Source organism: Pararhizobium antarcticum (genome assembly GCF_001885585.1).
Taxonomy (GTDB): domain Bacteria; phylum Pseudomonadota; class Alphaproteobacteria; order Rhizobiales; family Rhizobiaceae; genus Pararhizobium; species Pararhizobium antarcticum.
Genome location: NZ_LSRP01000091.1, coordinates 35,961 through 53,121 on the forward strand (window position 1 = coordinate 35,961; position 17,161 = coordinate 53,121).

A 17,161-nucleotide genomic window follows, 5' to 3' on the forward strand; every position below is an offset into this window, starting at 1 on the left:
TTGCACCTTACCTTCTCCTTATCTTACATAGCGTCGGATTGCGGGACGCCAAGGCAAGCCGGCAACATGGACTTTCCGGGTGTCAAATCTGCGGACGCACGCTGTTCATGGAACCAAAGACGCAGACAGGCGTTGTGGTGCTAAGATTCAAACAAGGAGCTTGACCATGGCCGATAATAAATTTGCAACCGTCTCGAACGAAGCTGAAATCGAAGCAACCGGCGCGCGCGCCGAACTTGAGAGCCAGATCGCTGAACTGCGCGCCGAGATCTCGCGTCTGACCGATTCCGTTTCCGCCATCGGCAGCGGTGCAAAGGCAGTCGTGACGTCGGAGGCCGAAGTGCTGACAGAGAGACTTCGCGAACGCGTTCGCGACGAACCCGTTTCGACGCTTCTGACTGTCGCCGGCATCTCGTTTTTCGTCGGTCTTCTGGCGCGCCGTTAATCCGAAACCGCCCTGTTCCCTCAGGAACTGCTTGCCGTCCACCGTTTGCCTAATGTCGTTTTTGCAAGCGGGAGAGGTCAGCCGATGTTATAGTGCAGCGGCACATGATTTGTGGGGGGCAGGGCCGCGGTTGCGGTGCCTGCTTTTCCCCAAGTCTCTTTTCTCTCCTTAACGGGCCGTTAACTATCGTATGGCTCAATAAAGCTGCGGCGGTCATAGTTCGATTTGCGACGCTGTAGACCGCTTTGAAGACTGGCATGAAGATCCGGGTATCCGGAAGAAGGAGCAAACGAGAAAGGCGCGAATGCCGGGGTCCTGATCCCGGGAATGCGTCAGCCCAGAGACGGGCAGGGTGAGATCCACGATAGTTCATCCGTCTCATTCATTTTTTAATGGAGACGAGCATGGCAGACGTAATCAGAATGGAGGGCCGCACGCCGCGGACACCTCGAAAACTACCGGGCGAGCAAGCCCCCTCCAGCGAGGCCGTGATCCTGTTGTTCACCGGCATCCGCTACGAGCGCCTCGACGGCCAGACGGACGGTGGTCCTGCGAAAACACCTCTTCAGGGCGGACGCAAGAAGCACTAGGACTGGCCTAACAGAGCATATGATCGCGCATCCGCCTCTGTTGCGATCGGTTGCGGCCTGTCGTGCGCCGGAAACCTCGGCAGGGTTTTGCCAGAATCCAGGTGCCAATCCACGCGCCACAATGCGATGCTTCCTGGACAGTCGTTCAGGTCCAATGCAGTGGATCGTGAAGCCAGTGGCCTCCAGGTTCAAGGCGTCTGCGGACCACAGACGCACCATTTCCCCCATCCTTTTCCATAACGTTACTCAGCTACGGCCACCGCTGTCGATCTAGCGGCTGAACGGTTCGCAGCTCGATTCCGCCAGGAAGCTGCGCGCAGCCTCCTCGAAACTGCCGGTTGGCGCCAGCGCCCGCAACACGGCATAGCCCTCCTGCTCCTCCGGCATCTCGACCATGATCGACTGCGCCAGTCTTTCAGACGGTGTCTTGCGCAATTCGACAAGCTGGATCGGCGTGGCAACGACGAGATCGAGATTGCCGTTGACCGATGTCTGGTCGTTCATGCTGAAGACCTCGTTGGAATTTGCGTCATAGATTACCAGCGACCAGAACGGAACGGTGCCGCTTGCCCGGAAACGGGCCGGACTGCCATCGATTGAGAATCCGCAGACGGCGACGCGCAGGAACGGATCATCATTGGCAAGGCCCGTCGGTCCGGGATCGGCGGACAGCGCGAAAAAACTGTCCATCTCGAAAAGCCCGAGCACCCGCGTATAGGCGTCCTTGCCAGTGAATTGCGGCAGCGTCAGAATGATGACGATGTGCAACAGGGCGGCGCCGACAAGGCCGGTGAGAATGGCGAACAGGACGCTACGCATTGCCGCAACCCGTCCTGACGATCTTCGGCATTGTCAGATCGACAACACCGGAGGAACCCGCCGTCGGCGTGTCGAGCAGGGTCAGCACCAGCTTGAAAGCTCCGGTCGTCTCGCGAACGGCCAGCCAGTTGTCCGGCTGTGCCCGAGAAGAGACATGGATGACGAAGGTGCTGTCCTTCTGGCGAAGCACGGTCAGGGCATTGAAAGCGGAGGGCAGTTCCGGCCCGGGACGCAGCGCCACGTCGTTTGCGTTGGCGGCATAGAGCGTCCAGAAACGGGCAGGCGGGGTCAGGCCGGTAATGTCGTAGCGGCAGGTGGACACGAGTGTCGCACCGGCATCATCGACAGCTGCGGTGAACTGCAAGCCTTCCGCGCCGCCATAGAGCAGTTGTCCGGCGCGGGCCCGGTGGGCGCGGGCGTAAGGGTCGGCCTTGGCGGTCTGGGCATCGGGAAAGGCTGTCCACGGTCCAAGCGCGATTGCGCCGAAGCCGACGGTCGCTTTCAGGGCAGAGACGGCAGAGGCGATGCCGACGCCGAAGGCGACGCACAGGGCAAGGGCGACAAGGAGCGGGATGCGGAACAAGCGATGCTACCGGGACTGTGGGGGAAAGGAGAGGGGATGGGAGCGTGCCGGAGAAGCCGGAGCCAGAAGAGATAGCCTTCGGCCCCGCATCTCCGTTTTTCGGGTGCTGTCACCTGGGCGTGAGGAAGAGGCAAGCCAGCCCAATCCGCTTGCCATGGCCTCCAGTGCCAGATGATCATTGCCCCGCATGGCGGCCTCCCTTGACGATGGCCTTGTCGATGGCCTTGCCGGCATCCGTGTCGATCGCGCCGGTGGGTTGCGGATCGATCTCGGCGACGCGGCCGGGAAGGTCCTCCGGGCGTTTCAACGGTGGTGCCGAGTTGAATTTTTCGCCGAGTTCGCGGATCAACCGGGTGGCCTCTGCCGATAGCGACCTTGGCCGCACCAGGGGCGGCAGCGCATTCTCGTCGACAGGTTTTGCAGCGGCTGCGACTTTGTCGCTTGCCGGACCCGGCAGCGGATTGTCGATGCCGGGAATGGCGCGGTGCTCGATGCCCTGTTCGGCATAGTCCATCAGGCGCTTGAAGGTCATGGCCGGAAGCGAGCCGCCGGTCATGTTGTTGGTCGAGGTGTAGTCGTCATTGCCGAACCAGACGGCGGTCGTGTAATCGCCGGTGAAGCCTGCGAACCAGGCGTCGCGATAGGCCTGCGTCGTGCCGGTCTTGCCGCCGGTGACGATGCCGTTGTCGAGCGCTGCCCTGCGCGCCGTGCCGATGACAGGGATCTGGGTCATCATAAAATTCATAGACGCATTGGCTTTTTCACTGAGGATGCGTTTGGCGGGCGGTGCGTCGCGGTTGAAATCATAGAGCACGTCGCCGTCATAATTCAGAATCTGGCTCACACCATGGCGGCGCGACTGGAAACCACCGGCGGGAAAGACTGCATAGGCCGTCGCCTGGTCGAGCACCGTGACTTCGGACGTGCCGAGCGGCATGGTCTTGTCGGTCCGGATCGGTGTTTCGACGCCCATGTCCTTGGCCATCTGCGCAATGCGCTCGGTGCCGAGCTCGTCCTTGGCGAGGCGGACGGGGATGGTGTTGATCGATTTCGCGATCGCCGTCAGCATGGTGACGCGTCCGGCATAGGAACGGCCGTAATTCTGCGGTGACCAGCCGCGCCAGGTGATCGGAGCGTCGCTGATCACCGATTCCGGAGTAAAGCCCTTTTCCATCGCCGCCGCATAGGTATAGACCTTGAACGAGGAGCCCGGCTGGCGCAATGCCTTGGTGGCGCGGTTGAACTGGCTTTCGCCATAGTCGCGGCCGCCGACCATGGCGCGCACGGCGCCGCCATTTTCCAGCATCACCAGCGCGGCCTGCTTGACGCGGTAGCTCTCGCCATATTGCCGCAGGTTGGATTCGACCGCTTCCTCCGCCGCATGCTGCAGCCCCATGTCAATGGTCGTGCGCACCACCAGCGAGTGCTGGGCAAACGGCCGGGCGATGCGCTGGACCTCGTCGAAGGCCCAGTCGAGGAAGAAGTCAGGCGCCTTTTTCTGGGCGCGATCGATGATGGTGGCGGGGTTGAGCCGGGCGGCAATCACCTGGCCCTCGGTCATCAGGCCACCCTGGACGAGATTGGTCAGGACTTCGTTGGCGCGACCGCGGGCTGCCGGCAGGTTGACATGCGGCGCATAGCGGGCCGGCGCCTTGAACAGGCCGGCCAGCATGGCGCTTTCGGCCAGATTGACGTCGGTGATGGCCTTGCCGAAATAGAACTGCGCGGCTGCCGCTGCCCCGAAGGTGCCGCCGCCCATATAGGCGCGGTCGAGATAGAGCCGCAGGATTTCCTTTTTCGACAGGTTGCTTTCGAGCCAGACGGCGAGGAAGGCCTCCTTGATCTTGCGCTCGATGGTGCGCTCATTGGTCAGAAACAGGTTTTTCGCCAGCTGCTGGGTGAGCGTCGAGCCGCCCTGAACGACGCCACCGGCACGGGCATTTTCGGTCATGGCGCGGGCAAGCCCAAGGAAATCAATGCCATAGTGATCGAAGAAACGACGATCCTCGGTGGCCAGCACGGCCTTGATCAGCGTATCCGGCAGCTCGTCGATCGGCACGGAATCCTCGTGGATGATGCCGCGGTGGCCGATGTCATTGCCGTAGCGATCCAGGAAGGTGACGGCAAAATCGCTCTGGGCGCGCCAGTTGCCCTTGGTTTCCTCGAAGGCCGGAAGGGCGAGCGCCAGCATCAGCACGGCGCCGGCGGTGCCCCAGTTCATGCCTTCGCCGAGAATGTCGAACAGCACCTTCTTCCAGCCGCGCGTGCGGAACCGTCGGAAGAAGATGGTGACGTCCTCCCACCATTCCGCAGCCCGGAAGCCGGCATTCCAGACGGTCGAATCGATCCAGGAATCGATGCGCAGGAAGATGTGGCGCTTGCGCGGCCGGTCTTTTGCCTGGTGGCTGTCGTCTGGCATCATGTCCTGCACGGCACTGGTTTCCCGCTGTGTTCGTGGTCCGCCCGCGGATATTTGCATGGGCCGGTTTTCTATTCTACTTGCATATCGTCATCGCAGCCTTAAAAAACCGGCAATCTTGACGGAGATAATCGCGTCGAGGGCGACGGCCCGTGTCAACAGTTGCGCTGCGCCGCATTAAGGCAGGAATCGCGGTTTGCGCGATGGTGAGGAAATGATGGCCATGGGCGAAATTCCGTTCTGGAAAACCAAGACGCTCAGCGAGATGAACAATGCCGAATGGGAAAGCCTGTGCGACGGCTGCGGGCTCTGTTGTCTCAACAAGCTGGAGGACTGGGATACCGGCGAGATCGCCTGGACCTCGATCGGCTGCACGCTGCTCGACGGCGAAAGCTGTCGGTGCAAGGACTATCCGAACCGGCAGGCGACGGTGCCCGACTGCATCCAGCTGACGGTCGAGGAAGTCGAGACGCTGACCTGGCTGCCGCCGACCTGCGGCTACCGGCTGGTGCGCGACGGCATCGATCTCTACTGGTGGCATCCGCTGGTCTCGGGCGACCCGGATACCGTGCACCAGGCCGGCATATCGGTTCGCGGCCGCACGGTGCCGGAGGACGGCATCGATATCGACGACTACGAGGAGTACCTGGTCGACTGGCCGCTGACGGTCGGCGGGGACATCAAGAACCGCGACTGAGGTTTGTGGCAGGACCGTTTTCAAGGGGAAGGCGGGCGAGGCCGGAATGGCGCTGTGCGCCCGGTAATCTCTCGCTATAGTCCGGTCATGACCGATGTTTCGGCCTTTCTTTCCAGCACCGTCCTGCCGTTCAGCATCGCGGCGGTGCTGATCGAGATCACACCCGGACCGAACATGACCTGGCTCGCCGTCGTTTCGGCCGTCGAGGGACGGCGGCGCGGTTTTGTAGCCGTTGCCGGCGTGGCGCTCGGGCTGGCGCTGATCGGCATTGCCGGCGCGCTCGGTGCCGCCGCCCTGATCGATGGCTCGCGTGTTCTCTACGAGGCGCTGCGGTGGGCGGGCGTTCTGTTTCTCTTCTATCTCGCAATCGAAGGCTGGCTGGCCGCCAGCCGGCCGGAGACGGCTGCTGCAGGCACGGCCTCCGGCTATTTCCTGCGCGGCCTGCTGACCAATGTGCTCAACCCGAAGGCCCTTTTGTTCTACGTGGCGGTGCTGCCCGGTTTTGTCGCGCCCGGCCCGGATGTCGTGGTGCAGACGCTGGCGCTGACCGCCGTCTACGTCCTGATCGCGACCGTCATCCACGGGCTGATCGTGCTGCTTGCGGGAAGCCTCGCGCCGGTGCTGAACGATCCGCTGCGCGAGCGGCGGGTCCGGCGTGTGCTCTCGGTGCTGCTGGCCGGCGTGGCGCTCTGGTTTGCGCTGACGACGGCGCGTTGAGCGCGTTTCGCTTCAAAATACGGATTCAGGATTGCTTCGGGGGCGCGCCATTGTGCAGGCTCTTCGGCGCGACGTTGCGCCAGGCGGTTTCCATGACGCTGTGGATCAGGTCTTCGCTGGCCTGGGTAAACCAGACCGAGGTCCAGCCCTTGACGCCCCAGCCGCCGGACACCGCTGCACAGATGCCGGGTTCGGTTTCGAGCAGCCTGCGCTGCTGCTCGGGTGTGAACTTGAAGACGGCGCGGCCGGCTTCGGGCAGGGTCATGAAAATCCGTTTTCCCACGCGGAAGTCCCGCTTGCCGAAATGCGCGCTTTCAAGCGTTCCCGGCAGGCTGAGCGCCAGTTTTTCGATTTCCTCCGTCAACATGGGAAAAGAGTAACACGGGGTGCCGGTTTCGCAAGGCAAAGAAAATAATCCTAATAGGAAAATAATCCTTGACGGCGTCACGGTGGTTTGCTAGTGTTCAGGTACAGTCGGAGAAGTGCGGATGAGGCGGGTCGCCTCGGCTCTCAATGCGAGCGCCGTTTATGCGGTACCCCTCTGTAACGCTGTGACCGCTGCCCCACGAGGGGAAGATCAGCCGCAGGTTTTTGCGCCCACTACCCACGCATCTCTGCGCCATCAAGGACATCGTCGATGACATTGGAACTGGATATCGATCCGGCGCTGTTCGGCGTCTGGCCGAAGGCGCTGGTCTATGATGGCCTGACGCCCGGTGGGCGCAACGCGGAACTTGAGGCGCAGGCCTGGGCTGCGGTGCTCGACACCAAGGCGGAAGCGGCATCGCCGCTCGATGATCTCCAGGACATGCTGAACGGCATGACCAAGGAACTGCGCATGCAGTTGCAGCAGTTTCAGGTGCTGCGCGAAAAGGCGGCAGAGCGGGCGCTTGTCGATGACAACGAGATCGACCGCAAGCAGACGCAAGCCGATGCCAAGGCGAGCATCGAAGCGATGTCGCTGATCGTGCGCACACTGGAAAAGATCGACAGCCTGCAAAGGACGATTGCGCATGACCGGCAAATGCAGGCCGAAGTGCAGATCGATGAGGATGATTATGAAGCATTGCGCGCGCAATTCGAGGCCCGGATCGAAAGCCGTGCGCAGCAGATTTCGGCCACGCGGCAACGGGAAGCCGCCGCCGCGCAAGAGCACGGAAACGCCGGTGCTGCCGCCGCCGGCAGCGGAGATGCAACCGGACCGCCGCCGCGATAAACGCCTGACCAAGGGCGCGACGAAAGAGGCGGGCGAGGTTGTCGGCAAACATGGCAGGGAGATGGGCAAAATCCGGGTGGTGCACGCGCGGGCTACGGCCGATGCAAACGGAATGACGCAATCGATCGCATGCAACGGAACAGGTGTGTCAGACAGGGCAAGGCCGATCTCCAACGCTTCGGAAAACACGATTTCGGATGGGTCAAGCAGTCCTTCTGCGCTGACCGTCTGCGATGGGCCGGGGGCCGACGAATTGCTGCGGCACGGCAGCGTATCCGGCAACGCAGGCGATGCGGACGGCATGCCTGTTGGCCCAAGCCCAGGGAGGACAGGGCTTTTAAAGGAGGCGCAGGCGCTTCCATCCGGAGCGTGCAAAACAGGGTCTCCGAACAGTCGCGAGGATACGCCGGAGGCTGACGGTGCAGCGCAGGACGAGGGAGCCGATGCAAAAGCCTGCGCGCTGTACAGGCGGTTCCTGCGCGACTGGTTTTGCGTGTTGTGCGAGGAGCAGAAGCCGCCGGACGGCGATTGGCGGACCTGGGTGCTGATGGGCGGTCGCGGATCCGGCAAGACGCGGGCAGGCGCCGAATGGGTGCAGGCCATCGCCACGGCAAAGACGGCCGGCCCGGCCCGGCGGATCGCTCTAGTGGCCGAGACGCTGGGCGATGCACGGGAAGTGATGATCGACGGGATTTCCGGCATCTGCCGGATTGCCCGGGAGAACCGGCCGGATTTCGAGGTGTCGCGCCGCAGGCTGGTCTGGCCGAACGGGACGATCGCTCAGATCTTCTCGTCGGAAGACCCGGAATCGCTGCGCGGACCGCAATTCGACTTTGCCTGGTGCGACGAGCTTGGAAAATGGAAACACCCGCAGGAGACCTTCGACATGCTGCAGTTTGCGCTGCGGCTCGGCGACCATCCGCAGATGCTGGTGACCACGACGCCGCGGCCTTTGCCGCTGCTGAAGGCACTGATCGCCGATCCCGCGACGAAAACCCGCCGGATCCGGACCAGCGACAATGCACAGAACCTGGCGCCCGGTTTTCTCGACGCCATGGCCAGGCGTTATGGCGGGACAAGGCTGGGCCGGCAGGAACTGGACGGCGAGATGATCGTCGATCGCCAGGATGCGCTGTGGTCACGGGCGCTGATCGAGGCGCTGAAGCTGCGCGATGCCGGATCCTTGTCGCGGATCGTCGTCGCGGTCGACCCGCCGGCCGGTGCCGGCGCGCAGTCCTGCTGCGGCATTGTCGTGGCCGGGCTCGATCGGCAGGGTCGGGGCGTGGTTCTTGCCGATTGCTCGGTGGACAGCGCCAGTCCGGCCGGATGGGCGCAGGCTGTGGTGCGCGCCTATCGCCGCTTCGATGCCGACAGGGTCGTGGCGGAAATCAACCAGGGCGGAGACATGGTCACCGCCGTGCTGCGCGGCATCGATGCGCAGGTGCCGGTCAAGACCGTCCGGGCATCGCGTGGCAAATGGCTGCGGGCCGAACCGGTGGCGGCGCTCTATGAACAGTCGCGCGTCGTTCATGCCGGTTCGTTTCCGGCGCTCGAAGACCAGATGTGCGATTTCGGGCCGGACGGGCTTTCGTCAGGCCGTTCGCCGGACCGGCTGGATGCGCTGGTCTGGGCTCTGACGGCGCTGATGCTGGAAGGGCATGGCGAACCGCGGGTGCGGGGGATCTGAAACTCTGGTTTTCAATACGTCGCTTCGCGCCGTCCCGTCTGCTTCAGCGCGGGCTGTCGCTGGCAGTTTTCGGTGCAGCCGGTGCGTTGACACGCATCTGGTGCCACTCGTTTTCGATCCGGTCGAGCAGCGGCTGCGGGATCGTCGACCGTTCGGTTTCGGACGGTGTTTTGGTGTTGGCGTTCACTGGATCCTCCTCGATCGGAACCGGGTTTACTGTCCGAAAAGAGATTTCACATCGTAAAGACAAAGTAAATCAGGGCATTAAACAGTTTAAACGATTGAATTCGGTTTAATCGATTTAAGGTCACAGTTTTTTCGACCCCATTCTTCGCGGAGTGTCTTGCCATGACTTTCAAGCGCAATCTGTTCTTCAAGACGGTTCGTTCCAGCCTGTTCGACGGCAGGCTGTCTCGCGACCAAGTGGAGGGTATCTCGACTGTGCTTGACTGCTTTGAGAGCCGCACGGATGTCCCGGACAGTCGCTGGCGCGCCTATATCTTGGCGACCGCGCATCACGAGACGGGCGCGACAATGCAGCCGGTGCGCGAGACCTTTGCGAAAAGTGACGACCGGGCAATCGCCATTCTCGACAGTGCCTATGGCCGCGGCCGCCTGCCATCGGTTTCCGTGCCCTATTGGCGACGCGACGCGGAGGGCAAGAGCTGGCTGGGACGCGGGCTTGTGCAATTGACCCACAGGGCAAACTACGCGCGCATGACGGAACTGACCGGGATTGATCTGCTCGCCGACCCCGACCGGGCCATGGAAACAGGGGTGGCTGCCGAGATTGTCGTCGTGGGCATGATCCGCGGCAGTTTTACCGGCAAGCGGCTTTCGGATTATTTTACGGTTGCCCGGACCGACTGGACCGGCGCCCGGCGGATCATCAACGGCCGCGACCGGGCTGCGATCGTCGCGGGATATGCCAAAGCCTATCACGCGGCGATCACGCTGTCCGCTCCGGACGGGCAGCCTGGCGGACTGCTGGCTTGAGGTGACGCGCCTCTGATTTCGAACGATCTCTTTCAAGGATATGGCCGATGAAAAATCCTTTCCGCCTGCCGTGGCTGCGCCCGGGGGACCGACCCGGTTATGCCGAGGCCCAGGCAAAGACCGAAGCGAAGGCCGCGACCGGCTTCATTGCGCTTTCCAAGGATGCGCGGGCGCACTGGACCGGCCGGACCTATGCCGGACTTTCACGCGAGGGGTTCATGAAGAACCCGGCCGCGCATCGGGCGGTGCGGCTGATTTCGGAGGCTGCTGCATCGGTGCCGCTGCTGCTCTATGAGGGCATACGCGAAACAAGCGAGCATCCGGTGCTGGCGCTGCTGGCCAGACCGAACGCCCGCATGGGCGGCGTCGATTTTCTCGAAACGCTCTACGGCCATCTGCTGCTGTCGGGCAATGCCTATGTCGAGGCGCTCCGTGTCGGCGAGGCGGTGCGGGAACTGCACCTTCTGCGCCCCGACCGGATGCGCATCCTCGAAGGCCGGGATGGCTGGCCGGAGGCCTATGAATACCGCGTCGGCACGCTGTCGCGCCGGCATGCCGTCGGTGCCGGCGGGCTCTTGCATCTGCGGCTGTTCCATCCGCTCGACGACCATCTCGGTTTTCCGCCGCTGGAAGCCGCGCAGATGGCGCTCGATCTTTCCAATGCGGCGGCGACCTGGAACAAGGCGCTGCTCGACAATTCGGCCCGGCCGTCCGGTGCGCTGGTCTACCAGCCGAAGGAGGGCGGCAATCTTTCGGCCGACCAGTATGAGCGGCTGAAGACCGAACTCGACGAAGGTTATTCCGGCCCGATGCGGGCCGGGCGGCCGCTGCTGCTGGAGGGTGGGCTCGACTGGAAGGCGATGGGACTTTCGCCGAAGGACATGGATTTTGTCGAGGCGAAGAATGGCGCCGCCCGCGACATTGCACTGGCCTTCGGCGTGCCGCCGATGCTGCTCGGCATTCCCGGCGACAACACCTATGCCAACTATCAGGAGGCCAACCGCGCCTTCTATCGCCTGACGGTTCTGCCGATGCTGTTTCGCACGCTCTCGGCGCTATCAGGCTGGTTTTCGGAAAGCCTGGGCGAGACGCTGCGACTGGCGCCGGACCTTGACCAGGTGGCCGGGCTGTCAGCGGAACGTGCGGAGGTCTGGGCGCGGCTGAAGGATGCGGATTTCCTCAGCAACGCGGAAAAACGACAGGCCGTGGGCTATTCGGTCGAAGAGTAGCGTTGCCGGCCGAGATCTGGGTTCAGATCGTTTGAAGGGTGAAAATCCCTTTTGTTTCAGCGCTTTGGAGCCAAGACCGGACTCTTAATCCGGGCTTGGTTGAATCAGACTGTGAAGGCCTTGATTCAATCTTCGAAGACAAAGGGGCAAGCGATTCAAATGATTCAGGGAAATCGAATGCCTGACGTCTGGTCAGGCCGCCACTGACCTAACGTCAGGCGGTTCGAAACGCCGCGAATGGCGTGATTTGACACTAGCATCAAGGGCTTAACAAATGACTGATTTTGGCAATGATCCCGGCCTCTGGGCGGCGAGAAGCATCGGCTCGGCGGCGGGTGCTGCGGTGTCGCTGGTCTACATGCTGCCCAAGGGCCGGCGCGAGGCGGCATCGCGGTTTTTCACCGGAATGCTCTGCGGTCTGATCTTCGGCGGGCCGGCCGGGCTCTGGATCGTTTCACGACTGGGCGTCGCCGGCAGCCTGTCGGGGACGGAAGTCATGCTGGCCGGTTCGGCGGCTGCAAGCCTCTCGGCCTGGTGGGTGCTCGGCGCGGTGGCGCGGGTGGCGGATCGGTATGGGCGGAAGTAGGCAATAGGAAACAGGCGATAGGCAGTAGGCAGTAGGCAGTCGGGAAAAGGTTGTTGGCTGGCGAAATTCCTCCTGCCTACTGCCTATCGGCTCCCCTCTTTAAATTCGGAGATATCCATGACGACCGACAGACTGCCTGTCTGGCGAACGAAGAAGTTTGCCAATCTGACACTTGCCGGGGTGACCGGCGCGGGGCGTTTTTCCGGTTATGCCAGCATCTTCGGCGAGGTCGATCTCGGCAAGGATGCGATCGAGCCCGGCGCCTTTTCGCGCTCGCTGTCCCGGCGTGGTGCGTCCGGCGTGCGCATGCTTTTCCAGCATGATCCGGGCGAGCCGCTCGGGGCCTGGAAAACGATCCGCGAGGATGCACGCGGGCTCTATGTCGAAGGCCAGCTTTCGCCGGGCGTGGCGCGGGCGCAGGAGGTGCACCAGCTGATGAAGGCGGGCGCGCTCGACGGTCTCTCGATCGGTTTCCAGACCGTCAAGGCAAAGACCGACGGTAGGAGCGGCGTACGCCGCATCCTCGAGGCGGACCTCTGGGAAATCTCGATCGTGACCTTCCCGATGCTGCCCTCGGCGCGCGTCTCGAACGTTAAGAATGCGCGGTGGTTCCGCGACCCCGAAACGGAACTCGTGCGCCGGATGCGGCGGGCGACCCGGATGATGAAACTCCAAGCAGACAAGGACAGGCTTCATGACTGAGACACAAACGATGCAAAAACCGCGCATGGCACCGGAAATCAGGGTGGCACCGGAAATCAAGACCGTTCCGGAGACCATGACGGCGGCCTTCGACGACTTCATGGGCGCCTTCGAGGCCTTCAAGGAGACCAATGACCGGCGGCTCGGCGAACTCGAAACCAGGCTGACCGCCGATGTCGTGACCCGCGACAAGATGGACCGGATCAACCGGACGATGGACGAGCAGAAACGTATGCTCGACCAGCTGGTGCTGAAGAAGGCGCGCCCGGCACTCGGCCGCAGCGACGCGGCGAGCCTCGAGACCGTCGAGCACAAGGCGGCGTTTGAAGGCTATATGCGTCGCGGCGACGAGCAGGGCCTGCGCGACCTCGAAGGCAAGGCGTTTTCGATCGGTTCGGCCACAGACGGCGGTTACCTTGTGCCGAACGAGACCGACAACGAGATCGGCCGAAGGCTGTCCGTGGTCTCGCCGATCCGGGCACTGGCAACCGTGCGGCAGGTTTCGGGCGCGGTTCTGAAGAAACCGTTTGCGCTGGCCGGCATGGCGACCGGCTGGGTCTCGGAGACGGCGGTGCGGCCGCAGACGACGACGCCGCAGCTGGCGGAGCTGTCCTTTCCGACGATGGAGCTCTATGCGATGCCGGCGGCAACGGCAGCACTGCTCGACGATGCAGCGGTCGATATCGAGAACTGGATCGCGTCGGAGGTCGACATAGCCTTTGGCGAGCAGGAAGGCACGGCCTTCGTTTCCGGTGACGGCGTCAACAAGCCGAAGGGCTTTCTCAGCTACACCAATGTGGCCGAGACTGGCTGGAGCTGGGGCAATATCGGCTATGTCGCCACGGGGGCTGCAGGCGCCTTCAAGGCCAGCGGCCCCTCCGACACGCTGATCGACACGATCTATGCGCTGAAGGCCGGGCACCGGCAGAATGCCAGCTTCGTCATGAACCGCAAGGTGCAGGCGGAAATCCGCAAGTTCAAGGATGCCGACGGCAACTATCTCTGGCACCCGCCGGCCGCTGTCGGCCAGGCGGCATCGCTGATGGGCTTTCCGATCACTGAAGCCGAAGACATGCCGGATATCGCCGCCAACAGTTATGGCATCGCCTTCGGCAATTTTGCCGCCGGCTACCTGATCGTCGACCGCACCGGCGTGCGCGTGCTGCGCGATCCCTATTCGGCCAAGCCCTATGTTCTCTTCTATACGACCAAGCGGGTCGGCGGCGGCGTGCAGAACTTCGAGGCCATCAAGCTGGTCAAATTCGCCGCCTCCTAAATTTCGCATCTTGAAAAACCGGCCGGCCGCCCTTGTTCAAAAGGGTGTCGACAGTTCGTGCCCGGCGGTCTTCCCTGCCGCCGGAGCATGAAGGCGGACGCGGTTCCCCTCCCGCTGCGTCCGCCACCTCTTTCACAGCCATGATCCCGTCGACGGAGACATCCAATGACCATTGCCGAACTGACGCCGCCCGGCGGCGAGCCGCTGACGCTTGCCGAAACGAAGGCGCATCTGCGCATCGACGGCACGCTCGAGGATACGCTGATCGAGGCGCTGATCCGGGCCGTGCGGCAGTATCTTGAGCAGACCACCGGGCTCGTCCTGATCAGCCGGACGTTTCGGCTCTATCGCGACGACTGGCCGGAGGGAGCGGTGATTCCCATTGCGAAAAGCCCGGTGCAAAGCATTGACCTGGTTACGATTTATGATGCGGCCGGCCTGCCGCAGGACGTGGCGCTGGCGGATGCCGTGCTCGATGGACAATCGCGTCCGGCGCGACTGCTGCTTGCGACCCGGCCGTTGATCGGGCGCGAAATCAACGGCATCGAGATCGACTTCACCGCCGGTTTCGGTGAGGCGGGCACGGATATACCCGATACGCTCAAACGCGCCATGCTGCTGCATGTGGCGCTGCTTTACGAATGCCGCGGCGCCGTTTCACCCGACAGCCAGCCGGCGGCAGTGCCCGTCGGTTACGACCGGCTGATCGCGCCGTTTTGCCGGCGGGGGCTGTGACGATGGACACGACACTGCTTGATTCCGGCCAGCTGTCCGCCCGGCTGGAGCTGGAAATGCCACAGCCGGTCACCGACGGGCAGGGCGGCATCGTCGCGGGCTATGCGATCGTGGCGTCGCTCTGGGCGATGATCGAGCCGGTCGCGATGCCGGACCGCGAGCAGGCGGACAGGGCGGTGTTTTCGATCACGCACCGGATCACCATCCGGTTTCGCGACGACGTGACAGCCGGCATGCGGTTTCGCAAGGGCGCGCGGCTGTTCATCATCCGGGCGCATAGTGACCCCGACGAGAGGCGCCGCTACCTCGTCTGCCGCTGCGAGGAGGACGGGCGATGAGTGCTGCGCAAGCCCTGCAGGCGGCGATCTACGCGCGGCTTTCCGAAGACGCCGTGCTGACGGCGCTGATCGGCACCGACGGGGTGCACGACCGGCTGTTACTGCGCCGCGACGAGCCGCATGTGCGCTTTGCCGGCATCGAGACCCGCGACTGGTCGACGGCCAGCGAACCGGGGGAGGAGCATATCGTAACGCTGGAGGTGCGCAGCGGCGAGGGCGGGCATCGTGTGACGCAGGCGATCGCGGCCCGTCTGCACGCCCTCATCGACGATGCGGCGCTGCCTCTGAGCGGCGCGGTACTCGTCAACCTGCGCCACCAGAAAACCCGCTTCGTCCGCGACGCCAAGGCCAGGGGGCATCTGGCGGAGATGATGTTTCGGGCGGTGACGGAGTGAGATCGACAATCGGATTGGCATTCTGGCGCCCCCATCGGGCGCTTTTCTCGTTTCGAAAGGACAAGACATGGTGGCGCAGAAGGGCAAGGATCTTCTTTTGAAGATCGACAATGGCGGAAGTTACGTGACGGTGGCGGGGTTGCGGTCGAAGCGGCTCGCCTTCAATGCCGAGACGGTGGAGGCGACGGATGCGGAATCGGCCGGTCGCTGGCGCGAACTGCTCGGCGGCGCCGGCGTGCAGCGGGCTTCGCTGTCCGGCGCCGGCATCTTCAAGGACCAGAATTCGGACGCGCTGGTGCGCTCGGCTTTCTTCAACAGCACGATCCTCAACTGGCAGGTGGTCATCCCCGATTTCGGCACCCTGTCCGGCGCCTTTCAGGTGACGGCGCTGGAATATTCCGGACAGTACAATGGCGAGGTGCTGTTTGAACTGGCGCTGGAATCGGCCGGTGCGCTCACCTTCGTGGTGCTCTGATGGGTCCGGTTTCCCATGGGATCGCGGGGCGTGCCAACCGGCATCGCGGCGAAGTCGAGGCTGTCATCGGTGGCGAACGGCGGATCCTCTGTTTGACGCTCGGCAGTCTTGCCGAACTCGAAACGGCTTTTGCCGCCGACAATCTGATGGATCTGGCCACGCGGTTTTCGGCCGGCAGGCTGAAGGCGCAGGACATGATCCGCATTCTCGGTGCCGGCCTGCGCGGCGGCGGCAATCTCTTGTCGGACGATGATGTCGCAACCATGAGCGTCGACGGTGGGCTTGCCGGTCTCGCCCGGCTGACCGGCACGCTTCTCGCCGCGACCTTCGGCGAGGCAGGGGAGAGCCCGGCAAACCCTCCGGTGCCGCAGCAGGCGTGAAGACGACCGACACCAGCATCACGGACACGAGCGTGACGGACGTAAAACCGTTTCCCTGGGCCGATGTGCTGCATCTCGGGCTTTGCCTGCTGCGGCTTTCCCCGTCTGATTTCTGGGCGATGACGCCGCGCGAACTGTTTGCCGCCGGCGGCTGGTGCAAGCCGCGCGTCGGCGTGCCGGACCGATCGGGGCTGGAGGCGCTGATGGGGGCGTTTCCGGATGGGGAAGTGCGACGTGATGAGTGGGAAGTGATGAGTGGGTAGTGGGTCGTGGGTAGTGGGTAGTGGTGGGTGAGAAGCCGCCACAAGCAAGGAGAGCGACATGGTCGAAACGACGGATTTTGCCGCAGCAACGCAGGAGGCCGAGGCGCTGAAGAGCGTTCTGTCCGATCTGGAAGGGCGCTCGCGCTCGTTTGGATCGGCCCTGACCGGCGCGCTTGTGTCGGCGACGCGGGGCGGCAAGGGGCTGGAGGATGTGCTGAAAGGCGCTGGCTTGCGGCTGAGCGAGATCGCGCTTTCGGCGGGTTTGAAGCCGCTTGAAACCATGCTCGGATCGGCGCTTACAGGCGTGATCGGCAGTCTTGGCGGCGCAACCGGCTTTGCCTCCGGCGGCGTGCCGGGGCGGGTGACGCCGTTTGCAGCCGGCGGCATCGTCTCGGCGCCGACTTATTTTCCGATGGACGGGCAGGTGGGGCTGATGGGCGAGGCGGGGTCGGAGGCGATCCTGCCGCTGAAGCGCGGCCCTGACGGCTCGCTCGGCGTCGCCGGCGCAGGTGGGGCAACGACCGTGGTCTTCAACGTGACCGCGACCGATGCCCAGAGCTTTCGAAAATCGGAAGGACAGATTGCGGCGATGCTGACGCGAACGGTTGCGCGC

General features: G+C 63.4%; 23 protein-coding genes. 18 read left to right on the forward strand and 5 right to left on the reverse strand.

Annotated features, from left to right (window positions below):
- The first annotated feature begins 166 nt into the window (after nt 1-166).
- Nucleotides 167-445, forward strand: coding sequence for a hypothetical protein (locus tag AX760_RS14495; RefSeq protein ID WP_071833633.1), 279 nt, complete (start codon nt 167-169; stop codon nt 443-445).
- 404 nt (nt 446-849) lie between these two features.
- Nucleotides 850-1,035 (forward strand): hypothetical protein, encoded by a 186-nt coding sequence (locus AX760_RS14500; protein ID WP_139276000.1) that lies wholly within the window; start codon nt 850-852, stop codon nt 1,033-1,035.
- A gap of 270 nt (nt 1,036-1,305) precedes the next feature.
- On the opposite strand, the gene AX760_RS14505 is transcribed toward AX760_RS14500, so the two are convergent.
- The 3 genes from AX760_RS14505 to AX760_RS14515 form a co-directional block, all read right to left on the reverse strand.
- Nucleotides 1,306-1,854: a DUF1254 domain-containing protein gene (locus AX760_RS14505; RefSeq protein WP_071833634.1), complete on the reverse strand. Its 549-nt coding sequence runs from the start codon at nt 1,852-1,854 to the stop codon at nt 1,306-1,308.
- Nucleotides 1,847-2,437, reverse strand: a complete 591-nt coding sequence (locus AX760_RS14510; RefSeq protein ID WP_071833635.1) for a DUF1214 domain-containing protein — start codon at nt 2,435-2,437, stop codon at nt 1,847-1,849. Before AX760_RS14510 ends, AX760_RS14505 begins: the two co-directional genes overlap by 8 nt.
- A 175-nt stretch (nt 2,438-2,612) precedes the next feature.
- Nucleotides 2,613-4,859, reverse strand: coding sequence for a transglycosylase domain-containing protein (locus tag AX760_RS14515; RefSeq protein WP_087149256.1), 2,247 nt, complete (start codon nt 4,857-4,859; stop codon nt 2,613-2,615).
- A gap of 220 nt (nt 4,860-5,079) precedes the next feature.
- Here AX760_RS14515 and AX760_RS14520 point away from each other — a divergent pair, with 220 nt between their 5' ends.
- Nucleotides 5,080-5,553, forward strand: coding sequence for a YcgN family cysteine cluster protein (locus AX760_RS14520; RefSeq protein WP_071833637.1), 474 nt, complete (start codon nt 5,080-5,082; stop codon nt 5,551-5,553).
- A 54-nt stretch (nt 5,554-5,607) separates the two neighbouring features.
- Nucleotides 5,608-6,270: a LysE family translocator gene (locus AX760_RS14525; protein ID WP_342587497.1), complete on the forward strand. Its 663-nt coding sequence runs from the start codon at nt 5,608-5,610 to the stop codon at nt 6,268-6,270.
- A gap of 25 nt (nt 6,271-6,295) precedes the next feature.
- Here the strand turns inward: AX760_RS14525 and AX760_RS14530 are convergent, their stop codons facing one another.
- Nucleotides 6,296-6,637: an MmcQ/YjbR family DNA-binding protein gene (locus AX760_RS14530; protein WP_071833639.1), complete on the reverse strand. Its 342-nt coding sequence runs from the start codon at nt 6,635-6,637 to the stop codon at nt 6,296-6,298.
- A 270-nt stretch (nt 6,638-6,907) separates the two neighbouring features.
- Between AX760_RS14530 and AX760_RS14535 the strand changes: the two genes are divergently transcribed.
- Nucleotides 6,908-7,486 carry a hypothetical protein gene (locus AX760_RS14535; protein ID WP_071833640.1) on the forward strand — a complete coding sequence of 193 codons (579 nt, stop codon included), beginning with the start codon at nt 6,908-6,910 and terminating at the stop codon, nt 7,484-7,486.
- Between the two features lie 301 nt (nt 7,487-7,787).
- Entirely contained in the window at nt 7,788-9,173 is a 1,386-nt protein-coding gene (locus AX760_RS14540) for a DNA-packaging protein (RefSeq protein ID WP_083531197.1), read from the forward strand.
- 43 nt (nt 9,174-9,216) lie between these two features.
- On the opposite strand, the gene AX760_RS27230 is transcribed toward AX760_RS14540, so the two are convergent.
- Nucleotides 9,217-9,360, reverse strand: a complete 144-nt coding sequence (locus AX760_RS27230; RefSeq protein WP_175552067.1) for a hypothetical protein — start codon at nt 9,358-9,360, stop codon at nt 9,217-9,219.
- A 161-nt stretch (nt 9,361-9,521) separates the two neighbouring features.
- Between AX760_RS27230 and AX760_RS14545 the strand changes: the two genes are divergently transcribed.
- The 12 genes from AX760_RS14545 to AX760_RS14600 all read left to right on the forward strand — a co-directional run.
- The gene (locus AX760_RS14545; RefSeq protein WP_071833641.1) at nt 9,522-10,169 is read left to right on the forward strand and encodes a hypothetical protein; all 648 of its coding nucleotides are present in this window, start codon (nt 9,522-9,524) and stop codon (nt 10,167-10,169) included.
- Between the two features lie 47 nt (nt 10,170-10,216).
- Nucleotides 10,217-11,398, forward strand: coding sequence for a phage portal protein (locus tag AX760_RS14550; RefSeq protein WP_071833642.1), 1,182 nt, complete (start codon nt 10,217-10,219; stop codon nt 11,396-11,398).
- 274 nt (nt 11,399-11,672) lie between these two features.
- A complete protein-coding gene (locus AX760_RS14555; RefSeq protein ID WP_071833643.1) occupies nt 11,673-11,984 on the forward strand; it encodes a DUF6107 family protein in 312 nt (103 codons plus the stop codon).
- A gap of 117 nt (nt 11,985-12,101) precedes the next feature.
- The gene (locus tag AX760_RS14560; RefSeq protein WP_071833644.1) at nt 12,102-12,686 is read left to right on the forward strand and encodes an HK97 family phage prohead protease; all 585 of its coding nucleotides are present in this window, start codon (nt 12,102-12,104) and stop codon (nt 12,684-12,686) included.
- Complete coding sequence (locus AX760_RS14565) at nt 12,679-13,962, forward strand: phage major capsid protein (RefSeq protein WP_083531196.1); 1,284 nt, start codon at nt 12,679-12,681, stop codon at nt 13,960-13,962. Before AX760_RS14560 ends, AX760_RS14565 begins: the two co-directional genes overlap by 8 nt.
- Before the next feature lie 165 nt (nt 13,963-14,127).
- On the forward strand, nt 14,128-14,697 hold the full coding sequence (locus tag AX760_RS14570; protein ID WP_071833646.1) for a head-tail connector protein: 570 nt from the start codon (nt 14,128-14,130) through the stop codon (nt 14,695-14,697).
- A 2-nt stretch (nt 14,698-14,699) separates the two neighbouring features.
- Complete coding sequence (locus tag AX760_RS14575; RefSeq protein WP_071833647.1) at nt 14,700-15,035, forward strand: phage head closure protein; 336 nt, start codon at nt 14,700-14,702, stop codon at nt 15,033-15,035.
- The gene (locus tag AX760_RS14580) at nt 15,032-15,430 is read left to right on the forward strand and encodes a DUF3168 domain-containing protein (protein WP_071833648.1); all 399 of its coding nucleotides are present in this window, start codon (nt 15,032-15,034) and stop codon (nt 15,428-15,430) included. The genes AX760_RS14575 and AX760_RS14580 overlap by 4 nt, the downstream gene beginning before the upstream one ends.
- 67 nt (nt 15,431-15,497) lie before the next feature.
- Nucleotides 15,498-15,905, forward strand: a complete 408-nt coding sequence (locus AX760_RS14585) for a phage major tail protein, TP901-1 family (protein ID WP_071833649.1) — start codon at nt 15,498-15,500, stop codon at nt 15,903-15,905.
- Nucleotides 15,905-16,285, forward strand: a complete 381-nt coding sequence (locus tag AX760_RS14590) for a gene transfer agent family protein (protein WP_071833650.1) — start codon at nt 15,905-15,907, stop codon at nt 16,283-16,285. Before AX760_RS14585 ends, AX760_RS14590 begins: the two co-directional genes overlap by 1 nt.
- The gene (locus tag AX760_RS14595) at nt 16,282-16,548 is read left to right on the forward strand and encodes a rcc01693 family protein (RefSeq protein ID WP_245295029.1); all 267 of its coding nucleotides are present in this window, start codon (nt 16,282-16,284) and stop codon (nt 16,546-16,548) included. Before AX760_RS14590 ends, AX760_RS14595 begins: the two co-directional genes overlap by 4 nt.
- Before the next feature lie 58 nt (nt 16,549-16,606).
- Nucleotides 16,607-17,161: phage tail tape measure protein (locus tag AX760_RS14600; protein ID WP_071833651.1), on the forward strand; the 555-nt coding region annotated here is incomplete at its 3' end.